Annotated in this window: 16 protein-coding genes; 9 read left to right on the top strand and 7 right to left on the bottom strand. The window is 64.4% G+C overall.

Annotation, left to right across the window (positions count from 1 at the left end; all coding sequences use genetic code 11):
* Positions 1-11 precede the first annotated feature (11 nt).
* From THL1_RS25975 to THL1_RS25950, 6 genes are all read left to right on the top strand, one after another.
* Entirely contained in the window at positions 12-629 is a 618-nt protein-coding gene (locus THL1_RS25975; protein ID WP_069085931.1) for a YqiA/YcfP family alpha/beta fold hydrolase, read from the top strand.
* 14 nt (positions 630-643) lie between these two features.
* Positions 644-2,533 carry a DNA topoisomerase IV subunit B gene (parE, locus tag THL1_RS25970; RefSeq protein WP_069085930.1) on the top strand — a complete coding sequence of 630 codons (1,890 nt, stop codon included), beginning with the start codon at positions 644-646 and terminating at the stop codon, positions 2,531-2,533.
* Positions 2,530-3,513 (top strand): esterase-like activity of phytase family protein, encoded by a 984-nt coding sequence (locus tag THL1_RS25965; protein WP_069085929.1) that lies wholly within the window; start codon positions 2,530-2,532, stop codon positions 3,511-3,513. Before parE ends, THL1_RS25965 begins: the two co-directional genes overlap by 4 nt.
* Positions 3,510-4,034: a retropepsin-like aspartic protease family protein gene (locus tag THL1_RS25960; RefSeq protein ID WP_069085928.1), complete on the top strand. Its 525-nt coding sequence runs from the start codon at positions 3,510-3,512 to the stop codon at positions 4,032-4,034. The genes THL1_RS25965 and THL1_RS25960 overlap by 4 nt, the downstream gene beginning before the upstream one ends.
* 7 nt (positions 4,035-4,041) lie before the next feature.
* A complete protein-coding gene (parC, locus tag THL1_RS25955; protein WP_069085927.1) occupies positions 4,042-6,300 on the top strand; it encodes a DNA topoisomerase IV subunit A in 2,259 nt (752 codons plus the stop codon).
* 143 nt (positions 6,301-6,443) lie between these two features.
* Entirely contained in the window at positions 6,444-7,157 is a 714-nt protein-coding gene (locus tag THL1_RS25950; RefSeq protein WP_069085926.1) for an ABC-type transport auxiliary lipoprotein family protein, read from the top strand.
* A gap of 648 nt (positions 7,158-7,805) precedes the next feature.
* Here the strand turns inward: THL1_RS25950 and THL1_RS25945 are convergent.
* Positions 7,806-9,332 (bottom strand): AhpA/YtjB family protein, encoded by a 1,527-nt coding sequence (locus tag THL1_RS25945; protein WP_069085925.1) that lies wholly within the window; start codon positions 9,330-9,332, stop codon positions 7,806-7,808.
* 136 nt (positions 9,333-9,468) lie between these two features.
* Between THL1_RS25945 and serB the strand changes: the two genes are divergently transcribed.
* Entirely contained in the window at positions 9,469-10,683 is a 1,215-nt protein-coding gene (gene serB, locus THL1_RS25940) for a phosphoserine phosphatase SerB (protein ID WP_069085924.1), read from the top strand.
* A 64-nt stretch (positions 10,684-10,747) separates the two neighbouring features.
* Here serB and THL1_RS25935 read toward each other — a convergent pair whose 3' ends face one another.
* The 5 genes from THL1_RS25935 to THL1_RS25915 form a co-directional block, all read right to left on the bottom strand.
* Entirely contained in the window at positions 10,748-12,817 is a 2,070-nt protein-coding gene (locus tag THL1_RS25935) for an EAL domain-containing response regulator (RefSeq protein ID WP_069085923.1), read from the bottom strand.
* Between the two features lie 59 nt (positions 12,818-12,876).
* A complete protein-coding gene (locus THL1_RS25930) occupies positions 12,877-14,697 on the bottom strand; it encodes a molecular chaperone (protein WP_069085922.1) in 1,821 nt (606 codons plus the stop codon).
* Between the two features lie 188 nt (positions 14,698-14,885).
* Positions 14,886-15,749, bottom strand: a complete 864-nt coding sequence (gene asd, locus THL1_RS25925; RefSeq protein WP_069085921.1) for an archaetidylserine decarboxylase — start codon at positions 15,747-15,749, stop codon at positions 14,886-14,888.
* Between the two features lie 22 nt (positions 15,750-15,771).
* Positions 15,772-16,587, bottom strand: coding sequence for a thiosulfate sulfurtransferase (gene rhdA / locus THL1_RS25920; RefSeq protein ID WP_069085920.1), 816 nt, complete (start codon positions 16,585-16,587; stop codon positions 15,772-15,774).
* A gap of 126 nt (positions 16,588-16,713) precedes the next feature.
* Complete coding sequence (locus THL1_RS25915; protein ID WP_414703713.1) at positions 16,714-18,222, bottom strand: HDOD domain-containing protein; 1,509 nt, start codon at positions 18,220-18,222, stop codon at positions 16,714-16,716.
* Between the two features lie 135 nt (positions 18,223-18,357).
* Here THL1_RS25915 and motA point away from each other — a divergent pair, with 135 nt between their 5' ends.
* Positions 18,358-19,209 (top strand): flagellar motor stator protein MotA, encoded by an 852-nt coding sequence (motA, locus tag THL1_RS25910; RefSeq protein WP_069085918.1) that lies wholly within the window; start codon positions 18,358-18,360, stop codon positions 19,207-19,209.
* Between the two features lie 10 nt (positions 19,210-19,219).
* Positions 19,220-20,260, top strand: coding sequence for a flagellar motor protein MotB (gene motB, locus THL1_RS25905; protein ID WP_069085917.1), 1,041 nt, complete (start codon positions 19,220-19,222; stop codon positions 20,258-20,260).
* Between the two features lie 64 nt (positions 20,261-20,324).
* Here the strand turns inward: motB and rsgA are convergent, their stop codons facing one another.
* On the bottom strand, positions 20,325-21,356 hold the full coding sequence (gene rsgA / locus THL1_RS25900) for a small ribosomal subunit biogenesis GTPase RsgA (protein WP_069085916.1): 1,032 nt from the start codon (positions 21,354-21,356) through the stop codon (positions 20,325-20,327).
* Positions 21,357-21,385: the final 29 nt, after the last annotated feature.

The raw sequence follows: 21,385 nt of genomic DNA, 5'->3' as shown, positions 1-21,385 counted from the left end.
CAGGAAGCCGCGTGTCCAGCCCCCAGCCCAGCATCCTCTACATCCACGGATTCAACAGCTCGCCCGCGTCGCTCAAGGCGCGCCAGCTCAGCGCCCTCATGCAGCGCCTGGATCTTTCCGAGCGACTGCGGGTGCCGGCCCTGCACCATCACCCGCGTCAGGCCCTGGGACAACTCGAGGCGGCCATTGCCGAGCTGGGGAGCCCGATGCTGGTCGGCAGCTCCCTGGGCGGCTACTATGCGACCCACCTGGCCGAGCGCCACAGCCTGAAGGCTGTGCTGATCAACCCCGCGGTCGCCCCGCACCGGTTGTTCGACGGGCAGCTCGGTCCGCAGAAGAACTACTACAGCGACGAAACCTGGGAGCTGACCCTGGAGCACGTGATGGCGCTGGCCGAACTGGAAGTGCCGCCACCCAAGGATCCGGCCCGCTACCAGGTCTGGCTGCAGACAGCCGACGAAACCCTCGATTACCGCCAGGCGGAGCGCTACTACCGCGCCTGCGCCCTGCGCATCGAGGCTGGCGGCGACCACGGTTTCCAGCATTTTCCTGCCCATCTGCCCGCCTTGCTGGCGTTTGCCGGCTTTCCCGCGCAGTTGTGGCGTGACATCGACTTTTCCGACCTCTGACTGAAAGGGAATCCATGGCTACTTACAACGCGGATGCCATCGAAGTCCTCTCCGGCCTCGACCCGGTGCGCAAGCGCCCGGGCATGTATACCGACACGACCCGACCAAACCACCTGGCCCAGGAAGTCATCGACAACAGCGTGGACGAGGCGCTGGCCGGCCACGCCAAGAGCGTGCAGGTGATCCTCCATGAGGACAACTCCCTGCAGGTGATCGACGACGGTCGCGGCATGCCGGTGGATATCCACCCAGAGGAAGGGGTGCCCGGCGTCGAGCTGATCCTTACCAAGCTGCACGCCGGCGGCAAGTTCTCCAACAAGAACTACCAGTTCTCCGGTGGCCTCCACGGTGTGGGCATCTCGGTGGTGAACGCTCTCTCCACGCGCGTCGAAGTGCGGGTCAAGCGCGAGGGTAGCGAGTACCTGATGGCCTTCGCCGACGGCTTCAAGGCCAGCGAGCTGGAAGCCATCGGTACGGTGGGCAAGCGCAACACCGGCACCAGCGTGCACTTCTGGCCGGATGCCAAGTACTTCGACTCCCACAAGTTCTCCGTCAGCCGCCTCAAGCATGTGCTCAAGGCCAAGGCCGTGCTTTGCCCAGGGCTGTCCGTCACCTTCGAGGACAAGGCCAGCGGCGAGCGCGTCGAATGGCATTTCGAGGATGGCCTGCGCTCCTACCTGGTGGATGCTGTCAGCGAATTCGAGCGGCTGCCGAGCGAGCCCTTCTGCGGCAGCCTGGCCGGTAACAAGGAGGCGGTGGACTGGGCGCTGCTCTGGCTTCCCGAGGGCGGCGACAGCGTCCAGGAAAGCTACGTCAACCTGATTCCGACCGCCCAGGGTGGCACGCACGTCAACGGCCTGCGCCAGGGCCTGCTGGACGCGATGCGCGAGTTCTGCGAGTTCCGCAACCTGCTGCCGCGCGGCGTCAAGCTGGCGCCCGAGGACGTCTGGGAGCGCATTGCTTTCGTCCTCTCGATGAAGATGCAGGAGCCACAGTTCTCCGGTCAGACCAAGGAGCGCCTGTCCTCCCGCGAGGCAGCGGCCTTCGTTTCGGGTGTGGTCAAGGATGCCTTCAGCCTCTGGCTCAACGCTCACCCGGACATGGGCATGCAGCTGGCGGAGCTCGCCATCAGCAACGCCGGCCGCCGCCTCAAGGCGGGCAAGAAAGTGGAGCGCAAGAAGATCACCCAAGGCCCGGCGCTGCCCGGCAAACTGGCCGACTGTGCAGGCCAGGACCCGATGCGCTCCGAGCTCTTCCTGGTGGAAGGCGACTCCGCCGGTGGTTCAGCCAAGCAGGCGCGGGACAAGGAGTTTCAGGCAATCATGCCGCTGCGCGGGAAGATCCTGAACACCTGGGAAGTGGACGGCGGCGAAGTGCTGGCCTCCCAGGAAGTGCATGACATCGCCGTCGCCATTGGCGTCGATCCTGGCGCGACCGATCTCAGCCAGCTGCGCTATGGCAAGGTCTGCATCCTCGCCGACGCCGACTCCGACGGCCTGCACATCGCCACGCTGCTGTGCGCGCTGTTCGTGCGTCACTTCCGCCAGCTGGTGGAAGCCGGGCATGTCTATGTGGCGATGCCGCCGCTTTTCCGTATCGACCTGGGCAAGGAGATCTACTACGCCCTGGACGAAGCCGAGCGCGACGGCATTCTCGATCGCCTGGTGGCCGAGAAGAAACGCGGCAAGCCGCAGGTCACCCGATTCAAGGGCCTGGGCGAGATGAACCCGCCGCAGCTGCGCGAAACCACCATGGACCCGAACACTCGCCGCCTGGTCCAGCTGACCCTCGAAGACGCGGAAGGTACGGTGGAAGTCATGGACATGCTGCTGGCCAAGAAGCGCGCCGGCGACCGCAAGTCCTGGCTGGAGTCCAAAGGCAACCTGGCCGAGGTCATGGTGTGAGAGTCGCCCTGTCCCTCCTTGGTCTGCTGTTCATCGCGCCGCTCTGGGCCTCAGACGATCCGGAGCAACTGCGCCTTGCCGCCGAGTACCCGGTGGAGGGCATGCCCCACGGCAACCTTTCCGGGCTGGCCCGCTGTGGCAAGGACCTGCTGGCGGTTTCCGACCGGGTAGACAACCAGCTCTACCGGCTCAAACCGATCGGTGGCCTGCTCCAGGCCGAGCCCGAGAGTTTCCTGGCACCGCCGCCGCCGCCCAGCGGCTTGCCCTGGGGGGTGCGTGCGCGCAGTTGGGCCATCAGCCTGCTGCGTGGCAACGAGCTGGATTTCGAAGGCATCAGCTGCGATTCCGTTGGCAACCGCTACCTGGTCAGCGAAGCCAATGCGGCCGTGTTGCAGGTGCCCGTTTCCGGCGAGCCCAACTGGCTGCTGCTGCCAGACAACCTGGTTCGCCAGGCTCGCGCCAGCGGCATGCTGCTGCATTTCAACGCGTTGCTGGAGGGGATCGCTGTCGATCCCAAGGGCGAACGGCTCTGGCTCGCCGCCGAGCGTGAACGCCGGGGTCTGATGGTGCTGCACAAGCAGCAGTCCACCTGGCGCTGCACGGGCGGCTGCGTGATTTTCAGCGAAGCCGGCAGCGAGCGACCGCCCGCCGCCATCGGCAGCGAGCAACTGATGCCGCGAGATTTCTCCGACGTCGCTTTCTTTGATGAAAAGCTCTTCACCCTGGAACGCCTTGCGCACCAGGTATGTCGGCGCAAGCCGAGCAACGGTGAAGTGGAGCGCTGCTGGTCGTTTGCCGAAGAAGCCTTGGCCGACACCCGCCGCTACGGCGTGCCCTTCGGTGTTGCCGAAGGTCTGTGGATAGACGCCGAGGGGGCCTGGGTCGGCCTCGACAACGGCGGCAAGGCCCGCGGCGATGGTGAGCGTCGTCCGATCGTCTGGCGCTTCTCCGCTCCCAGGGATGGCTGGAACGCGAAATGACCACGCAGACGCCGGGGAAACGCGCGGGAAGGGTCATGCTGGTGCTCGCATGGGGCATCGGCCTGCTGCTGGCCACGCATTTCTTCGGCGTCTGGGAAACCCGCCAGCACAACCCCAATCGCGAGCCCGAATCGGTGCACGGCGATGGCTACGTCGAAGTGCGCCTGGCCAGCAGTCGCCAGGGACACTACCTGCTCGACGGTCGCATTGACGGGCAGGGTGTGACCTTCCTGCTCGACACCGGTGCCACGCAGGTCGCGGTGCCGGCCGCCCTGGCCAGGCGCCTGGGCCTCGAGCCCGGCGCCGCCGTCACCCTGAGTACCGCCAACGGCCGAGTCACCGGCCATCGCACTCAGTTGCAGGACCTGCGCCTGGGTGACATCCGCCTGACCCAGGTACCGGCGATCATCGTGCCGGGCATGGACGGCGACGAGGTGCTGCTCGGCATGAGCGCCCTCAAACAACTCGAATTCACCCAGCGCGACGGCACCTTGGTGCTGCGCCAAGTCACTTCCCCGTGAGGCACGCATGAGCGAATCCCTCGATCTGAGCCTGGAAGGCGTGGAGCGCCGCTCCCTGGCCGACTTCACCGAACAGGCCTACCTCAATTACTCCATGTACGTGATCATGGACCGCGCGCTGCCGCATATCGGCGACGGCCTGAAGCCCGTACAGCGGCGGATCATCTACGCCATGAGCGAACTGGGCCTGGATGCCGATTCCAAGCACAAGAAATCGGCGCGCACCGTCGGCGACGTGCTCGGCAAGTTCCATCCTCACGGCGATTCCGCCTGCTACGAGGCGATGGTGCTGATGGCCCAGCCCTTCAGCTATCGCTACACGCTGGTGGATGGCCAGGGCAACTGGGGTGCTCCTGACGATCCCAAGTCCTTCGCCGCCATGCGCTATACCGAGGCGCGCTTGTCGCGTTACTCCGAGGTGCTGCTTTCCGAACTGGGGCAAGGCACCGTGGATTGGGTGCCGAACTTCGACGGCACCCTGAACGAGCCGGCAACGCTGCCGGCACGCCTGCCCAACCTGTTGCTCAACGGCACCACCGGCATCGCCGTGGGCATGGCCACCGACGTCCCTCCGCACAACCTGCGTGAAGTCGCCGCCGCGTGCGTGCGCCTGCTGGACGAGCCGAGCGCCACGGTGGAACAGCTCTGTGAGCACATTCTCGGGCCGGACTTCCCCACCGAGGCAGAAGTGATCACGCCCCGGACGGAGCTGCTGAAAATCTACGAAACCGGCCGTGGCTCGGTGCGCATGCGCGCCGTGTTCCGTGTCGAGGACGGCGACATCGTGGTCACCGCGCTGCCGCACCAGGTCTCCGGGTCCAAGGTGCTGGAACAGATCGCCGGCCAGATGCAGGCCAAGAAGCTGCCGATGGTGGCCGACTTGCGTGACGAGTCGGACCACGAGAACCCCACCCGCATTGTCATCATCCCGCGCTCCAACCGCGTGGATGCCGACGAACTGATGCAGCACCTGTTCGCCACCACCGATCTGGAATCCAGCTGCCGGGTCAACACCAACGTCATCGGCCTGGACGGCAAGCCGCAGGTCAAGGACCTGCGCACCCTGCTCAGCGAGTGGCTGACCTACCGCATCGGCACCGTTCGCCGCCGCCTGCAGTTCCGCCTGGACAAGGTCGAGAAGCGCCTGCACCTGTTGGATGGCTTGCTGATCGCCTTCCTTAACCTGGATGAGGTGATCCACATCATCCGTACCGAGGACCAACCGAAGCAGGTGCTGATGGCGCGCTTCGATCTCACCGAGATCCAGGCCGACTACATCCTCGACACCCGCCTGCGTCAGCTGGCGCGCCTGGAAGAGATGAAGATCCGCGGCGAGCAGGACGAACTGCTGAAAGAGCAGAAGCGCCTGCAAGCCCTTCTGGGGAGCGATGCCAAGCTGAAGAAGCTGGTCCGCGACGAACTGATCAAGGACGCTGAGACCTACGGCGACGCCCGTCGCTCGCCCATCGTCGCCCGCGCCGAAGCCCGCGCCTTGTCGGAAACCGAGCTGATGCCCACCGAGCCGGTGACTGTGGTGCTGTCCGAGAAGGGCTGGGTGCGCTGCGCCAAGGGCCATGACATCGACGCCACTGGCCTGTCCTACAAGGCCGGTGACGTCTTCAAGGCGGCTGCGCCGGGCCGTTCCAACCAGTACGCGGTCTTCATCGACTCCACCGGCCGCAGCTACTCGCTGGCAGCCCATTCGCTGCCCTCGGCCCGTGGCCAGGGCGAACCGCTGACTGGCCGGTTGACTCCGCCGCCGGGGGCCAATTTCGAGTGCGTCCTGTTGCCAGAGGATGAAGCCACCTACGTGATCGCCTCGGACGCCGGCTATGGTTTCGTGGTCAAGGGCGCTGACCTGCAGGCCAAGAACAAGGCCGGCAAGGCCCTGCTCAGCTTGCCCAACGGTGCCAGGGTGGTATCGCCGAGGCAGGTGCAGAGCGTCGAAGAAGACTGGTTGGCCGCAGTGACGACAGAAGGCCGCCTGCTGCTGTTCAAGGTGGCCGACCTGCCACAGCTGGCCAAGGGCAAGGGCAACAAGATCATCGGTATCCCCGGTGATCGCGTCGCCAGTCGCGAGGAGTACCTCACCGATCTGGCAGTATTGCCGGCCGGTGCAACGCTGGTTCTCCAGGCAGGCAAGCGCACCTTGTCGCTCAAGGCCGACGATCTGGAACACTACAAAGGCGAGCGTGGACGTCGTGGCAACAAGCTGCCGCGCGGCTTCCAGCGGGTTGATGCGCTGCTGGTGGAGCCGCTGGCCTGACCGTTGCGACAGCGAATTGACGTGGGGCTCTGGAGTCCAGCGTCACATTGACGGATGATATGTCACCTCGCCGTACCCTGATTGCGGCGAGGATGACCGAATTCGACTGCAGGCTGCCCACAAGGCGGCCGTGGGTGAGATTGATGACCGTGGTGCGTTTTCCCCTGGCTTTGATGCTGGCCGGCCTGCTTGGCCTTGCCGGCTGCGTGCATAGCCCGCCTGTTCCCATGTTCCAGCTGGATGCCGGTACCCCGGAGGTGCCGTCAAAGAAGGCTGGGATGCAAGTGCTGCTCGGCCCGGTGACCGTGGCCGACTACCTGCAGCGTGAAACCCTTCTGCAGCGCCAGGCTGACGGTAGCCTGACCGCCGCGCCGGACGGCCGTTGGGCGGGTAGCCTGGCAGCCGACATCGACCAGGTCCTGCTGCGCCAGTTGTCCTGGCGCCTGGACAGCCAGCGCCTGGTGCTGGCGCCCGGCAATCCGGGGTTCACCCCCGAAGTACAAGTGCTGCTGACCATCAGCCGCCTGGATTCGGGTCCCCAGCGTCCGGCCGTACTGGAGGCGCAGTGGCGCCTGCTGGACCGTGCTGGCCAACTGCGCGACAGTCGCATTGTGCGCCTGGAAGAGGCTCACGCCGGTACCGCCGCCGATCAGGTTCGGGCGCAGAGCGAGCTGTTGCAGCAACTGGCCGAGCAACTGGCCGCTGCGGTTAAACCCCTTGAAGGCCAGGCGCCAGTCGCCACCGAGGCGCCGCGCAAACCTGCACAGCCCGCTCCGGCCAAGGCCAAGGAGCCCCAACCGCCGAAGATCCCCATGGCGGCGCCGGTGCGCACGGATGTGGAAGTGTTCCGCTTCTGATCGCTGAATTGTGAAAAAGCCCGCTCGATGCGTAATGCTGTTCACATAAGAAAAAACGCCGCCTTTCCTTCAGCAGGAGGGCGGCGTTTTTGGTTTTGCATCATCAAAAGCTGTTTGTCCGAGGCATCTAACCCTCGTAGGAGCGAGCTCTGCTCGCGAACCCGCCGCCTTCGCGAGCAGAGCTCGCTCCTACGGGGCCTTCAGCTTGGTGGCAGACTACTCCGAAGGCCGGTCACGCCTCTCCTCATATGCGCTACCGCCAACACCTAAGTGAACAGCATTACGCTCGATGCGGGCTTTTTCATGCCTGTTCGGCGGAAACTCTCATTCTTCGTAGGGCGCTCAATCGCAGCGCGGCCCTGTAGGAGATTCCATGTCAATCAGCCGTGCAGCGGTCCCGTAGGCTGGTCCTCGCGGAGCGAGGCCCAACATAGCCATGTATCGACCTCGCACGTTGGGTTTCGCGGAGCTCAGACACAACAAAAGCCGCCCCGCTGTCGGTGGGCGCGAATTCATTCGCGATGCGGACCGTAGGGCCGCCTTGATATTCTCGGGGAAGTTGCTATGCCCATTCGCGAATGAATTCGCTACAGAGAGTATCGGAGGCAAGAAAAAGCCCGCATCAGCGGGCTTTTTTTCGTCAGGGCCTCAATGCGCCCGCGCTTCGTGCATCCTTGTCAGTTGGCGTTCCAGCAGCGAAGGGTAGGGCTCCAGCAGGCGTTCGACGCAGCAGGCGCCTTCCGGGCTGGTGATGGCGCGGATGCGGGCGCGCTGGCGCAGCAGTTCGTCCTCGGCGATGGCGCGCTCCACCAGCAGCAGGTTGCGGCTGTGCTGGCTCAGCGCCAGGGCGTTCTGGGTCGTGTCGTTGAGCAGCAGATCGCCCTGGCCAAGGCCGGAGAGGTCTTCGCCCAGGGTCAGGCCCAGTTGCAGTTGCAGGGTAATGCCACTGTCGGCCACTTCGATCTGCAGGGCGTGGCCCAGGGCGCGCATCAGCTCACCGCAGCAGAGGGCGTGGGTAAGATAGTCTTCGCCACTATCCTGGCTGTGGAAGAGCATCAGGCTGCTGCCGTCATTGAGGGTCAGTAGCTGGCCGTGGTACAGGCGGGCGGCCTGGTCCAGGCAGTCGCGGTAGCGTTGCAGCAGGTCCATCAGGCGTGCGCGCGGCAGGCGGCGCAGTTGGTCCTGGGCGCCCAGCTGGATGGCCAGTACGGCACTGTTCTGCGGCTCCTCAAGCGCGACAGGTGCGGGAGTCGGCGTCGGTTCAGCCATTTCCTCGCGCACGTCGGCGAAGGGGTCTTCCTCATCGGGGGTGAACAGCTTGCTCGGGGCTTCGTCGTCGCCGTCATAGCTGTCGTCGCGCAGGTCGCGGATCTCGAAGTTGTCGTCGTCGGGTTGCTCGTCCTCGGCGAATTCGTCCTGATAATCCTCGTCGGCCTCGGCGTAGTCTTCTTCAGGAATGGGCTCCGGCTCGGGTTCGGGCTTTTCCGGCACCAGGCGGGCCTGCAGTTGGCGAGCCAGGTCGCCGATCTCATCTTGGCGGCCAGCGCCAGGGGCCGGGTCGTCCGGGTCGCGCAGCCAGACCCGCAGTTGCAGCAGCGGCGTGGAAATGTGGCGGCCGAGGCGCAGACTCAGTGACAGGGTCAGGGCGAGCAGGATCAGGCTGAGCAGCCCCATGCTCTGCAGGCTGATGGTCATGGGCTGCTGGAACTGCTCCATGTCCAGGCTCAGGCGCAGATGGCCGGCAATCACTTCCTGGAAGGTGATGGGGGTGGAATACAGACCCTCGGTTTCACCCAGCAAGCCTTGCTTGGGTCGCGAGCCCGCCTCGGCGAGGATGCGGTTGTCGACGCTGTAGATGGCCGCGTGGGCCACCAGCGGGTTCTTCACCAGGTTGTTGAGCAGCACGTTGAGGCTGAGGATGTCGTTGGACACCAGCAGCTCGGTGGCCGAGGCGGCGGTCTGCGCGGTCAGGCTCTGGCCTAGGGCATCGGCCTGCTGCTGCATGGCCTGCTTGAACTGCATGCCCATGACCCAGGCGTAGATCACCAGCGCCAGGGCCACCAACAGCAGGCTGTGGCTGGCGATGCGCAAAGCGATCGGTATGCGCCGCTGGCGTAGGGCGTGGAAGATCAGAAGGAAGAAATTGTCGGGTTTGACAGGCGTGGGCCGGTTCACAGAGCGCGGCTCTTCTCGGACGAAATTGTGGCGCAGTATAGCGAGCGCCCCTTGCAGGGCAAAGCGCCGGGCATGCCGCGAGTGACGTGAAAGTGGGTAGAATGTGCGCCTTTTCATGCGCTGAGCGAGGTGTGCCTTGCGCGAGATTGTCCTGATCAACATCACGGGCGAGGACCGCCCCGGCCTGACGGCGGCCATTACCGGCGCGCTGGCCCAGGGCGGCGTACATATTCTGGATATCGGCCAGGCGGTCATTCATGACACGCTGTCGTTCGGCATCCTGGTGGAAATTCCTGACAACGCCGAAGCCTCGTCCGTGCTCAAGGACGTGCTGTTCACGGCCTACAAGCTGGACCAGCAGGTGCGTTTCACGCCGGTGTCCGAGGCTGACTACCAGCAGTGGGTCGCCGGCCAGGGCAAGAGCCGATACATCGTCACCCTGCTGACCCGCAAGGTGACCGCCGAACAGTTGCAGCGAGTGAGCTCCATCACCGCCAAGTTCGGCCTCAATATCGATCATATCGACCGCCTGTCGGGACGCATGCCGCTGGACACGCCGGCTGACCAGGGCAAGGGCTGCATCGAGTTTTCGGTGCGTGGCGAACCGGCTGACCCGGTGGCCCTGCGCGCCGAGTTCCTCAGCGTGGCCCAGGAACTCAACGTCGACCTCGCCTTCCAGCGCGATTCGGTGTTCCGTCGCAACCGTCGTCTGGCGGTGTTCGACATGGACTCTACCCTGATCGAGGCCGAGGTCATCGACGAGCTCGCCAAGGCCGCGGGCGTGGGTGATCAGGTTGCCGAAATCACCGAGCGCGCCATGCGCGGCGAGCTGGATTTCCGTGCCAGCTTCAAGGAGCGCCTGGGCCTGCTCAAGGGCCTGTCCGAAGACGTGCTGGAGGAAATCGGCGCTTCGCTGCGGCTCACTGAAGGGGCGGAAACCCTGTTCGCCGAACTCAAGCGTCTGGGCTACAAGACCGCCATCCTCTCTGGCGGTTTCACCTACTTCGCCAAGCAACTGCAGGCCAGGCTGGGCATCGACTATGTGTTCGCCAACGAGCTGCAGATAGTCGACGGCAAGCTGACTGGCGTGGCGATCGAGCCCATCGTCGACGCTCAGCGCAAGGCCGACTTGCTGCGCGAACTGGCGGAGAAGGAAGGTTTGCGTCTGGATCAGACCATCGCCGTGGGTGATGGCGCCAATGACCTGCCAATGCTCGGCCTGGCTGGCCTGGGCGTGGCCTTCCGGGCCAAGCCGCTGGTCAAGCAGTCGGCCAAGCAGGCGATCTCTACCCTGGGGCTCGATGGCATTCTGTACCTGCTCGGTTTCCGTGATCGCGACGGCCAGGACTGATCGCCGCCCCCACGAAAAAGCCGCCTTCTGGCGGCTTTTTTGTGGAGGTTCGAGCGGGATCGTTCTACTCGTCCCCGGAGGAGAAATCGTAATCCATGGCCTGGCTGGGGCCTTGCAGGTAGTAGCCCTGGATGTAGTTGACGCCAGCCTGCCAGAGGGTTGCCAGCACGCTGGCGGTTTCGACGAAGGGCACGATGGTCAGCTTGGCCTGGGCGTGCAGGCTGGCCAGCAAGGTCTTGAGGGCGTCCTGGTTCTCTGCGCGGCTGAGGTCCTGGGTGAAGGAGCCATCTACCTTCACGAAATCGATGCAGAGGTGCTTGAGGGTATTGAACGGGTTCAGGGCACAGCCGAACTGGCTCAGGGCAACCTGGCAGTGCAGTTCGGCCAGGCCCTGGGTCAGTGCCTTGGCTTGCTTCAGGTAGGCGATGGCATCTGGTTCGCTGAACTGGAAGATCAACGCATCGGACGGCAATCTGGCCGCCTTCAGTGCCACGCTGAGCCACGGCAGCAGGGTCTGGTCCTGCAGGCTGGCGCCGGATAGGTGGACGAAGAGTCGGGTGTTGTGGCCTTTGGTGCGGTGTTCGGCAAGCAGCTTAATGGAGTTGAGGATCACCCAGCGGTCGATCTTCTCGGCCAGCCCGGCATCCCGGGCGGCGTCGAGGAAGTCGGCAGGGGGAACTTCCTCGCCCTGCGGATTGAGCAGGCGCAGCAGGACTTCGTAGTGCTCGAAGTTGTCGCCGCGCAGGCTGATGATCGGCTGGAACAGCAGTCGGAAACTGTTGTTTTCCAGGGCTTGCTGGACCATAGCCACGAGGTTGCCGCGGTTGGCCGCGGCAGCCAGTTCGTCGGCCGGGTTGTAGAGCTTGAGGCCGTTCCTGTCACCGAGCTCGTCAGAGCAGCGGTGGGCGCGGTCCACGACGTCCTGCGCCTTGGGTGTGGTTTCGCTGAGCCCGGCTACGCCGATGCTCAGGCTGACTTGCACAGTGCGACTGCTGACGTCGAACAGGTGGATGTCGATTTTCTTCAACAGGGCCTGCAGGCCATCCTCGGCGTGTTCCGGGGTGATGCCCTGTTGCAGGATGCCGAACACGTCGTCGCCGTAGCGAGCCAGTTGCGCATCGCCGGCGAAATGGGCGCGCAGCAGGTTGGCGAGGTCCGTCAGCAGCAGGTCAACGCCGGCGATGCCGATTTCGGCCAGCAGGCTGGAGTAACGGGCGACGCGGATGTAGGCGAGGCTGGACGGCTGGCTCGTCTTGACCGCGCGTTCGGCGGCGGCGTCGAGCATTTCATTGAAGTGGGAGCGATTGAACAGGCCGGTCACCAGGTCCTGGCTGCTGATCTCGCGTAGCTTCTCTTCGAGTTCGGTGCTGTCGCTTTCGGCGCGAATCACGACCTGGATGCAAGGTTCGCCATCGTAGGTGGCGGGGGAGAAGCTCATGCGCGCCTGGAAGGTCTGGCCATCCACCTTACAGCCGCTGCAGGTGAGCTCGCCGCTGCCTTCGCCATCGCGGTAGCTCTTGAGGAAGTCCTTGAATCCTGCCTGATCGGCGTTGGCGATCAGGTCGATCATCGGCATGCCTTCGAGTTCGTCACCGTCGTCGTAGCCGAACATTTCCACGTACGCGCGGTTGGCATAGATATGCATGCCGTCGTGGACGTAGGCGATGGCGTCCACCGAGCTGTCCAGCAGCAACTGGCAGCGCTTTTCCGCTTCTCGAAGGCTGACTTCGGCGGCGCGACGGGCGCGGCGTTGCTCGAGGTTGGCCAGTTCACGGTTGGCCACCAGTACCAGGCGCTCGTCCTCGCCCTGGGGCAGGGCATCTTGGGCCCCGAGGGCAAGCGCTTCGGTGATCAGGTCGGAGTCGTTCTCCGGCACCAGTTGGATGAAGGGGATGTCCTTGGACTGGCGGCGGATGCTGTTCAGCGCTTCGCCTGGGCTCAGGTACTCGCTGCTGGGGGCGGCGATCAGGAGGTCCCAGCTCTGTTGCAGGACCTCATTGAGGTCGTTGGCGGACAGGATCCGGTGCACGCGAGTGGCGCGACCGGCATTGCGAAACAGGCTGACCAGGCGCTCGGCTTCGTTCTGCGAGTCTTCCAGGATCAGCAGACGGATCGTTTTCTTTTCGATGGCCATGGCCTGTGCTTAGCGCCGAACAAGCGCGAATAGGCGACGAATGGTGGTGAGTCGGGAATCTACAGCGACTTCCAGAGCGAGTCAAAATCTTCCTCGCCGCCCTGTTGCTGGCTTCCCGGAGCTGTGAACGGTTTCCCTTGCGGTGGTGTCGGTTGTTCGAACGTCCGGTACTCGAACTGGTTGAAACTTCCGGTGCTGGTCAGTCGCCGGGTCAGTACCGCGCGATGTTCCTCGCCGTGCAGGTTGATCTGGACCTTGTTGCCTTCCTGGAAGGGTAGGCGCGGGGTGATCAGGGTGGCGGGGCGGGAGATCGCGCTAATGGCCGGCAGCAGCAGTGCCCGCAGGTAGTGGCTGTTCTGCTCGCCCTTGCGCATCAGAAGCACGCCGCACGACTGGGCCTGCGGCGCCACCAACTCGATGCCCATCTGAGTGCCACCGCCACGTACCTGGCGGATCCAGCGCACTACCGCGATGCTCCAGCCCTGTCCAGGTGTGTCCTGGGCGCCCAGCAGTTCACCGGCCTGAAGCTGGTTTGGAACGTCCTTGGGCCAGCTCAGGCAGTAGCCGCCGGGGCTGTGATTGACCACGGCGACGTTGAAGGTCGGATAACTTTCCGGCGCAGCACTGGTCTGGACAGGCGGCGCGTTGCTTTCGGAAACGGGGCGGGTGTACTCGATTTCCTCCAGCGGTGTGCCTGGCTCCCAGCCCCGGCTGGGTTGGGCGTCAAAGGCATTGGACCAGATGTCTTTCGCGGGCTGCTTACCGAGGGTGTCGAACACGGCCTGGCCGACTTCTTGGGGCAGTTTTAGCACGTCGCTGAAGGGGCGGCTGTCGGCCAGGAAGAAGTGCAGTGCGCTCATGCCGATGCACAGCGTCAGGCCGCCCTGGCCGGGATTGCGCTGGAAGGTTCTTTCGGAGATATCGCCCCAGGCCGAACCCAGATGTTGCAGCAGGTCCAGGCTCAGGCCCTCCGGCATGACCAGGCGCGTTTGGTTGCGTTGTTCGGTCGACAGCAGCAGATATTCCTTGATCGCATCCACCAGCGGCAGCGGATTGAGGCCCAGCAGGGTGCGCGGGTCGACTTCATGGAACAGCGACTTGTAGCGAGGAGGGCCGTCCAGTTGCGGCGCCACGGCAAACAGGCTCGAGGGCAGCTCGGCCGGTTGCAGTTGCACCAGGGCGCTCCAGGGTTCGAGCACTTCTGCCAGGCGGGCAATACCGTTCTGGCGCATCTGGTTGCAGCGCGCACAACCCAGCAGAACGGCGACGAGGTAGGTCTGTTCGACGCTCAGGCCTTGTGTGTGGCGAGCCAGGGGGTCGCGTACGGTGACACGGTGGAGCTGGCGACTCTTCGCCAACTGGTAGATCTGGTGCAGCTCCAGCCAGAGGCCCTCAGGGACCGGGCAGTAAAGCTGGCTGGAACGAATCAGGGGGCCGTTCAGGCTATGTGTCGCCCGTTGCAGGGCGACTGCGAGGAGCTGGGCACGATCGCGGCTGGGGCGCGGCGATTCCTGCACGATGATCAGCTTGTAGCCGATGGCCAAGTGGTTCTGCAGCGCCTGGCACAGGTTGGCGACCTTGCGCGGGCGCTCGTCCAGGACGATCGATTGTCCGAGGAAGTGCCGTTCCAGGTGCTGGCAGACGAAATGGACCTCCGGACGCATCAGCTCCAGAAGCTGAAAGCGACTCTCGGCAGCGGTGACCAGTTGGTTGAGTTCCACCAGGGCCTGGTAGAGCTGGCGGGCGGTTTCGCCGAGGTTCGCCTTCGGCAGGTGGGAGATCCAGCGTTTGAGTTCACGAGGGGTGCCATCGCAGAAGGACAGGCTCTGTTTGCTCGGCGTCGGTACGCGCAGCAGCAGATGAGGGCTCTGGTGGACCATCCGGCTCGAATACTCCGATTTCCCGTGAGTGGTATTGGATTGAATTTCAGCACTCTATCAGCATCCTTGCACACTGGCAGCCTATCCAAGGCCGGGCTGTAGAAGCGTTGGCAGATTCCTGCCGGCGTGTGCCGCCTTGCTGATCCGACCCTGGCAGAATGCTGCGGCTCGGCCAGGGTGACCTACGATCAGGCGTTCTTCGGCATGGCCAGCAATTGGCCCATGCGCACGGTGCTCCCTGGCCATGCGCTCTCGTCCCAGCGCACCTGGTCCGGACCGAACAGCACGATGGCCGTGGAACCCAGTTTGAAGCGGCCGAGCTCTTCGCCTTTCTCCAGCTTGATCGGCGCGCGGGCGGTTTCGTCGTAGCTGAATGTCTTCAGCTCGCGCTTGGGTGGCGTGACCAGCCCGGCCCAGGTGGTTTCGATCGAGGCGACGATCATCGCGCCCACCAGCACCACGGCCATCGGGCCTCGTTCGGTGTCGAAGATGCACACGACGCGCTCGTTGCGGGCGAAGAGTTCGGGCACGTTTTCGGCAGTGCTCTGGTTCACCGAGAACAACCGGCCCGGCACGTAGACCATTTCCCGCAGGGTGCCGCCCAGAGGCGTATGCACCCGGTGGTAGTCCTTGGGGGACAGGTAGACCGTGGCGAACTCTCCGCCCATGAAGGGGGCTGCGCGCTCAGCGTCGCCGCCCAGCAGTTCCAGCACGCTGAAGCTGTGTCCCTTGGCCTGGAAGCAGCGGCCGTGCTCGATCGGGCCAATCTGGCTTATGGCTCCATCGGCCGGGCAGAGGATCGCGCCAGGCGTTTCGTCCAATGGCCGTGCGCCGGGTTTCAGGGCGCGGGTGAAGAAGGCGTTGAAGTGCTCGTAGGCGGTCACGTCCTCGACCAGCGCTTCACTCATGTTCACCTGGTAGCGCTTGGCGAACCAGGCGGTGAAGGCGTTCTTGAACCAGCGCACGCGGCACTCGGCGATGCCGCCGGCCAGGCGCGACAGCAGGTTATGCGGCAGCAGGTACTGGCTAATGATGAAAAGGCGTTCTTTCATTGGATTTCCTTGATGGGGAGCTTCAGAGCTCGACCGGGGTGTCTGGGTGATTACCCCATTCGGACCAGGAACCGGCGTAGCCCTTGACCCGTGGATAGCCGAGGGCCTTGGCCACCAGGTAGGTGAAACCGGAGCGGTGGTGCGTCTGGCAGTGGGTGACGATTTCCTTGTCCGGGGTGATGCCCAGGGATTGCAGGATTTCAGCCATGTCGGTACGGATGCGCAGGGCGCGGGCCGGGTCCATGCCGGCAGTCCACTCGAAGTTGACCGCGCCAGGGATGTGGCCGCCCTTGGCAGCCAGCACCTTGGCGCCGCTGTACTCACCCGGGCCGCGTGCGTCCCAGATGGCCAGGTCGGCCGCGCCGAGCCGGCCCTGGATGTACTCGCGGGTGGCGGTGGGTTCGTCGTGCAGGGTCAGGGGGATCGGGCCGCCAGCCGGGGCAGGCATGGCTTCCGCCGTTTCCCGGTTTTCGGCGAGCCAGGCGTGCAGGCCGCCGTTCAGATAGTGGTAGCGGTGGTGGCCGATCACGTCCAGCAACCAGATGAAGCGCCCGGCCCAGCCGCCGCCTTCATCGTCGTACACCACATAGGTGGCATCGGCACGGTGACCGAGTTCGCCAAACACTGCTTCGAGGTCGGCCTTGGCCGGCAACAAACCAGGCGCCGGAGGCTGGCCAAGCTGAGTGCGTTTCGGATCGACGAAGCGAGCACCCGGAATGTGCCCGGTGGCGTAGCGGGCAGCGCTGGTCAGGTCGACCAGGATCAACTCGTCGGCACCGAGCAGGGGTGCCAGGTCGGCCGGTTCGATCACCAGCGGCAGATTGGAGAAGGCGGACATGGAGGCCTCCATGGATGGGCAAAGTGGCGAATTGTAGCGATTCAATCTGCTGTGCGTCGGAATAACTGCGTTGCGGAAGGGCTCCGCTTCGCTGAGTTGTGCCTTGTTCCGCTGGCGTGCTGGCCGTTATGAACGGCCGCGCCTGGCGAAGCTGGCGAGGGCGCGCTCGATGCACTGGGCGGTCTTGGCGAAGGCGCGCAGGCTGAGATCGGCGAAGGGTGCACCGTCCTGGTCGGCAATCACCAGCATGGCGACGCGGCCATTCACGGCGATCGATCGCAATAACAGGTGATGGCCGGGGAACAGGCTCTTCAACTGGCCTGGCAGCAAGGCTGAAAACTGCGCGGCGTTCTCCGGGCCAAGGCGCAGTTGCCCTGGCTGGCTGAGCAGTCGCCGCAGCACCTGGCTCTGGCCGGCGTCCAGTTGCAGGCCGTTGGCCTCTTTGGGCAGACCGGCCTGCTGCTGGGCGAGCAGTCGACTATGAGTGCGATCGGCCAGCAAGATCAGGACGCGGCGCATGCCTCCGCTTTCCAGGGCGTCGCGGGTACAGGCGGAGAGTTGCACCACATTCGTGAACGGGCTGGGTTCGCGGATCAATTCGCCACAGTGACGCCGCCAGTCTTCCAGGGTGCTGGCCGTGGGCGCAGGTGCAGCAGGTGGTGCACGGCGCAGGCGATGCTGGTTCCAGGGCCAAAGCAGCGCCTGGGCCGGGTGCCAGAGGTCGCCCCGGGCGTGCAGTCGTCCACTTTGCGCGGCCTGCTGGTGAACCTGCTGTTGCAGCTCATCCAGCGGTAGCTTCATGAACAGACCGGCGAGGCGCTGCCAGCGCAGGCTGTGCCCGTCGCCCCAGCCCACGTGGGCGGAGATCGCCAGGCCGTTGGCAAGCAGTACGGTATTGCCGGGTTGGGTCAGCCAGCGACTGAGGGTCGGGTTTGCGTCCAGTTCCTGTTGTTGATGCAGCGGGTGTTCATTGTCTCGGGCGATATGCAGCGCTTTGACCAGCATGCGGCGGTCGTCATTCAGGAGGCGATAGCCCTGGATGATCCAGTCCGGCAGCTTCCAGTGTTCTGCGAGCGCCTGGCAGAGGCGCAGCAGGGGTACACCCAGCAAGTCGCGCTCGACCTTGGCGGCGGGCTCACCTTCACCGATCACGCGCTTCTCCCAAGTGGCGAACAATTCCGGGTGGCTGGCCAGAAGGGGCCACAGCGGGGAGAGGAACAGCAGGCTGCACCAGTGGATTTCCTGCCACAGGCGCGCCAGCCGGGCGGCGAACAGGCCATTTGCCTGCTGGCTGGCATGCTGACTGATCAGCTGCAGTTGACGCAGCGGCAGGGGGATTTCGTCCTCGGGGACAGCCGGCAGGCGGTTGAGCAGCACTTCGGCACGCTTGAGGCCCAGCCGGGTAAGGGCGACTTCCAGGCTTTCCGCCGGGCTGGCCAGCATATTGCTCGTGGCATTGGCCTCACGCAGCAGGCTGAGGGCAAGGGCGGGGCTATCCTGGGTGAGGTCGGCGATGTCGCGCAGGGACCTGCGATTATCACCCAGGGCGCGGCGGACTTTCTCGTGGGCGGCAGCGGGAACGGGCAGGCGCACACCATCAAGGTGCTTGATCCAGCCGTCGAGGCTGCGTGGCATGGGCTTCGCGCTTGTCATTGGGGACCGCCAATCTGGCTTTTCGCCTGAACAGGCTATAGTCTGGCGCATATCTTCCGATAATTAGAAGGGGCTCTTTTCATAACCCTTTCTACTGACTCTTCAAGCTTCCTTCCTATGGCAAAAATCATCGGCATCATCGTCGTATTCGCCAGTGTGCTCGGCGGGTACATTCTGTCACACGGCAAGATCGCCGCGCTGATCCAACCCTTCGAGGTGATGATCATCGGCGGCGCAGCACTGGGGGCCTTCCTACAGGCCAACCCGGGCAGCACGACCATGATCGTGTTCAAGAAGTCGCTGAAGATGTTCGGCACGCGCTTCACTCACAGTTTCTACCTGGAAGTGCTGCGGCTGCTCTACGAAATCCTCAACAAGAGCCGCCGCGAAGGGATGATGGCCATCGAGGCCGACATCGAAGACGCTGCCGCCAGCCCGATCTTCAGCAAGTACCCGGCAATCCTCAAGGATGAGCGGATGACCGCTTACATCTGCGATTACCTGCGGATCATGTCCTCCGGCAACATGGCGCCCCACGAGCTGGAAGGCCTGTTCGACATGGAGCTGGGCAGCCTGAAGGAAGAACTGGAACACCCGGCACATGCCGTCAACCGCATCGCCGATGGCTTGCCGGGCTTCGGTATCGTCGCCGCGGTACTGGGTATCGTGGTCACCATGGCCATGCTGGGCGAGGCCGAGCAGGCCGCCCTGGGCCAGCACGTAGGCGCGGCGCTGGTCGGTACCTTCCTCGGCATCCTGGCGGCCTACGGATTCTTCGGCCCGCTGGCGGTTTCCCTTGAGCACGACGCTCGCGAAGAACTCAATGTCTTCGAGGCTATCAAGGCCTGCCTGGTGGCTTCGGCCTCCGGCATGCCGCCGTCCCTGGCGGTGGAGTTCGGTCGCAAGGCGCTCTTCCCGGCGCATCGCCCGAGCTTCAGCGAGCTGGAGCAGGCCGTACGCGGCAGTTGAAGGCTTAGCCATGGAGAACAATCAGCCGATCATCGTCAAGCGCGTCAAGCGCTACGCCGCTGGACACCATGGCGGTGCGTGGAAGATTGCCTTCGCCGACTTCGCCACGGCGATGATGGCGTTTTTCCTGGTGCTATGGCTGATGTCTTCGGCCACGCCCGAGCAGAAGAAAGCCATTTCCGGCTACTTCAAGGACCCTATCGGCTTCACCGAGAGTGCCAGTCCCTACGTCATTGACCTCGGCGGCACGCCCACGCCCGCGCCCGACCGTACGCTCAACCCCGAGTTGAAGGATGCGCCGGACTCTCAGAACGCCTCGGTCGACTCCGCCGATTCGACGCCTGTGGATGCCAGCCAGGTGGAAACCCTCGCCGACCAGATCGAGCAGGAGCGCCTGGAAATGTTGCTCCAGGAGCTGCAGAACAAGGTCGAAGAGAACCCGGAGCTGCGCAAGTTCAAGGATCAGATTCTCTTCGAGATTACCCAGGACGGCTTGCGCATCCAGATCATGGACGCCGCCAACCGACCCATGTTCGACCTGGGCAGTGCGCGCCTGCAGCCTTACTTCGAAGACATCCTGTTGATCCTCGCCGAGACCATCAAGGCGGTGCCGAACAAGATCAGCATCAGTGGCCATACGGACGCCAAGCCCTATGCCGGTGATGGCGAGTTCGGCAACTGGGAGCTGTCTTCCGGTCGTGCCAACGCCGCGCGCCGTGCCCTGATCGCAGGCGGCTACCCGGATGAGCAGGTGGCGCGGGTGGTGGGTTACGCCTCGTCAGCCCTGTTCGACCGCAAGGATCCGTTCAACCCGGTCAACCGCCGGATTGACATCATCGTTCTGACCAAGAAGGCCCAGCGCGCGATCGAGGGCGAGCAGGGCGACCAGCTGGTAGAACCGAACCAACAGCCCCAGCCGCCTGCCAGCGGTGCGGCGCTTCAGGCTCCTGCGAATGCTCCGTCGGCTCCGGCCCAGCCGGGGGAGCTGCGGGAGAAGCTGAACATTTTCGAGGATGGCGTGCTGAAAATGGACCAGCCCAAGGGGCAGTGATCCTTCCTTGAACAAAAAAGGCCACGCATTGCGTGGCCTTTTTCGTTCGTATGCCTCGTCCGGCTTAATACTCGTCCTGCGGCAAGCTGGCGAGGATGTGCCGGTAGCTGGCCATGCGCTGCGGGTGCACTCGGCCGTCTTCCAGAGCCTTGAGCAGGGCGCAGCCGGGTTCGCGGTCGTGCTTGCAGTCGCGGAAGCGGCAGGTGCCGAGCAACTCGTTGAACTCGATGAAGCCGGCTTCCACGTCGTCGCGACTGACGTGGCCCAGGCCGAATTCACGGATGCCGGGGGAGTCGATCAGTTCCCCACCGCCCGGGAAGTGGAACAGGCGCGCGGTAGTGGTGGTATGGGTCCCCTTGCCGGTGAGTTCGGAAAGGGCGCCCACGCGAGTATCGACGCCCGGCAGCAGGCTGTTGACCAGGGATGACTTGCCAACCCCGGACTGGCCGACGAAGACACTGATGTGGCCGTCGAGCCTGGCCATCAGCTCTTCCATGCCGCCGCCCTGGCGTGCTGAAACCTCCAGCAGCGGGTAGCCGAGCTGGCGGTAGACGCCAAGCAGTTGGTCGAGCATCACGCCGTTCTGGTCGTCCACCAGGTCGGCCTTGTTCAGCAGCAGCAGCGGATGGATGCCGGCGTGCTCGGCGGCGACCAGGTAGCGGTCGATCAGGTTGGCGTGGGGCTCGGGCAGGGGGGCGAAAACGATGACGATCTGGTCGACGTTGGCCGCAACCGGCTTGAGGACGCCGCGCATGTCCGGTCGGCACAACTCCGAGCGGCGAGGCAGTTGGGCGACAATCACGCCGCTACCCTGGTTGCTCGAACGCCAGACCACGCGATCGCCTGTGACTAGCGTGGGCAGGTTGGCGCGCAGATGGCAGCGCATCACTTGGCCGGCCAGTTCGCCTTCCAGCGCCTCGACCTCTACCTGGACGCCGAAGTGGGCGATTACCAGGCCGGTCTGCTCAGGGCCGAGGTCTCCGCCTTCGAGTTCGTCGAGCGCGCGGGACTCCCGCTTGGCGGCGCGTGCAGCGCGCTCTTCCTGAATTTTCTCGATGCGCCAGCTTTGCCGGCGAGTAAGTTGGCGTTTGGCCATGATCGGTCCGCTTGGGGAAAAAACCGCGC

Source organism: Pseudomonas sp. TCU-HL1 (assembly GCF_001708505.1).
GTDB lineage: Bacteria > Pseudomonadota > Gammaproteobacteria > Pseudomonadales > Pseudomonadaceae > Metapseudomonas.
This window is presented reverse-complemented; position numbering and strand designations above follow the sequence as displayed.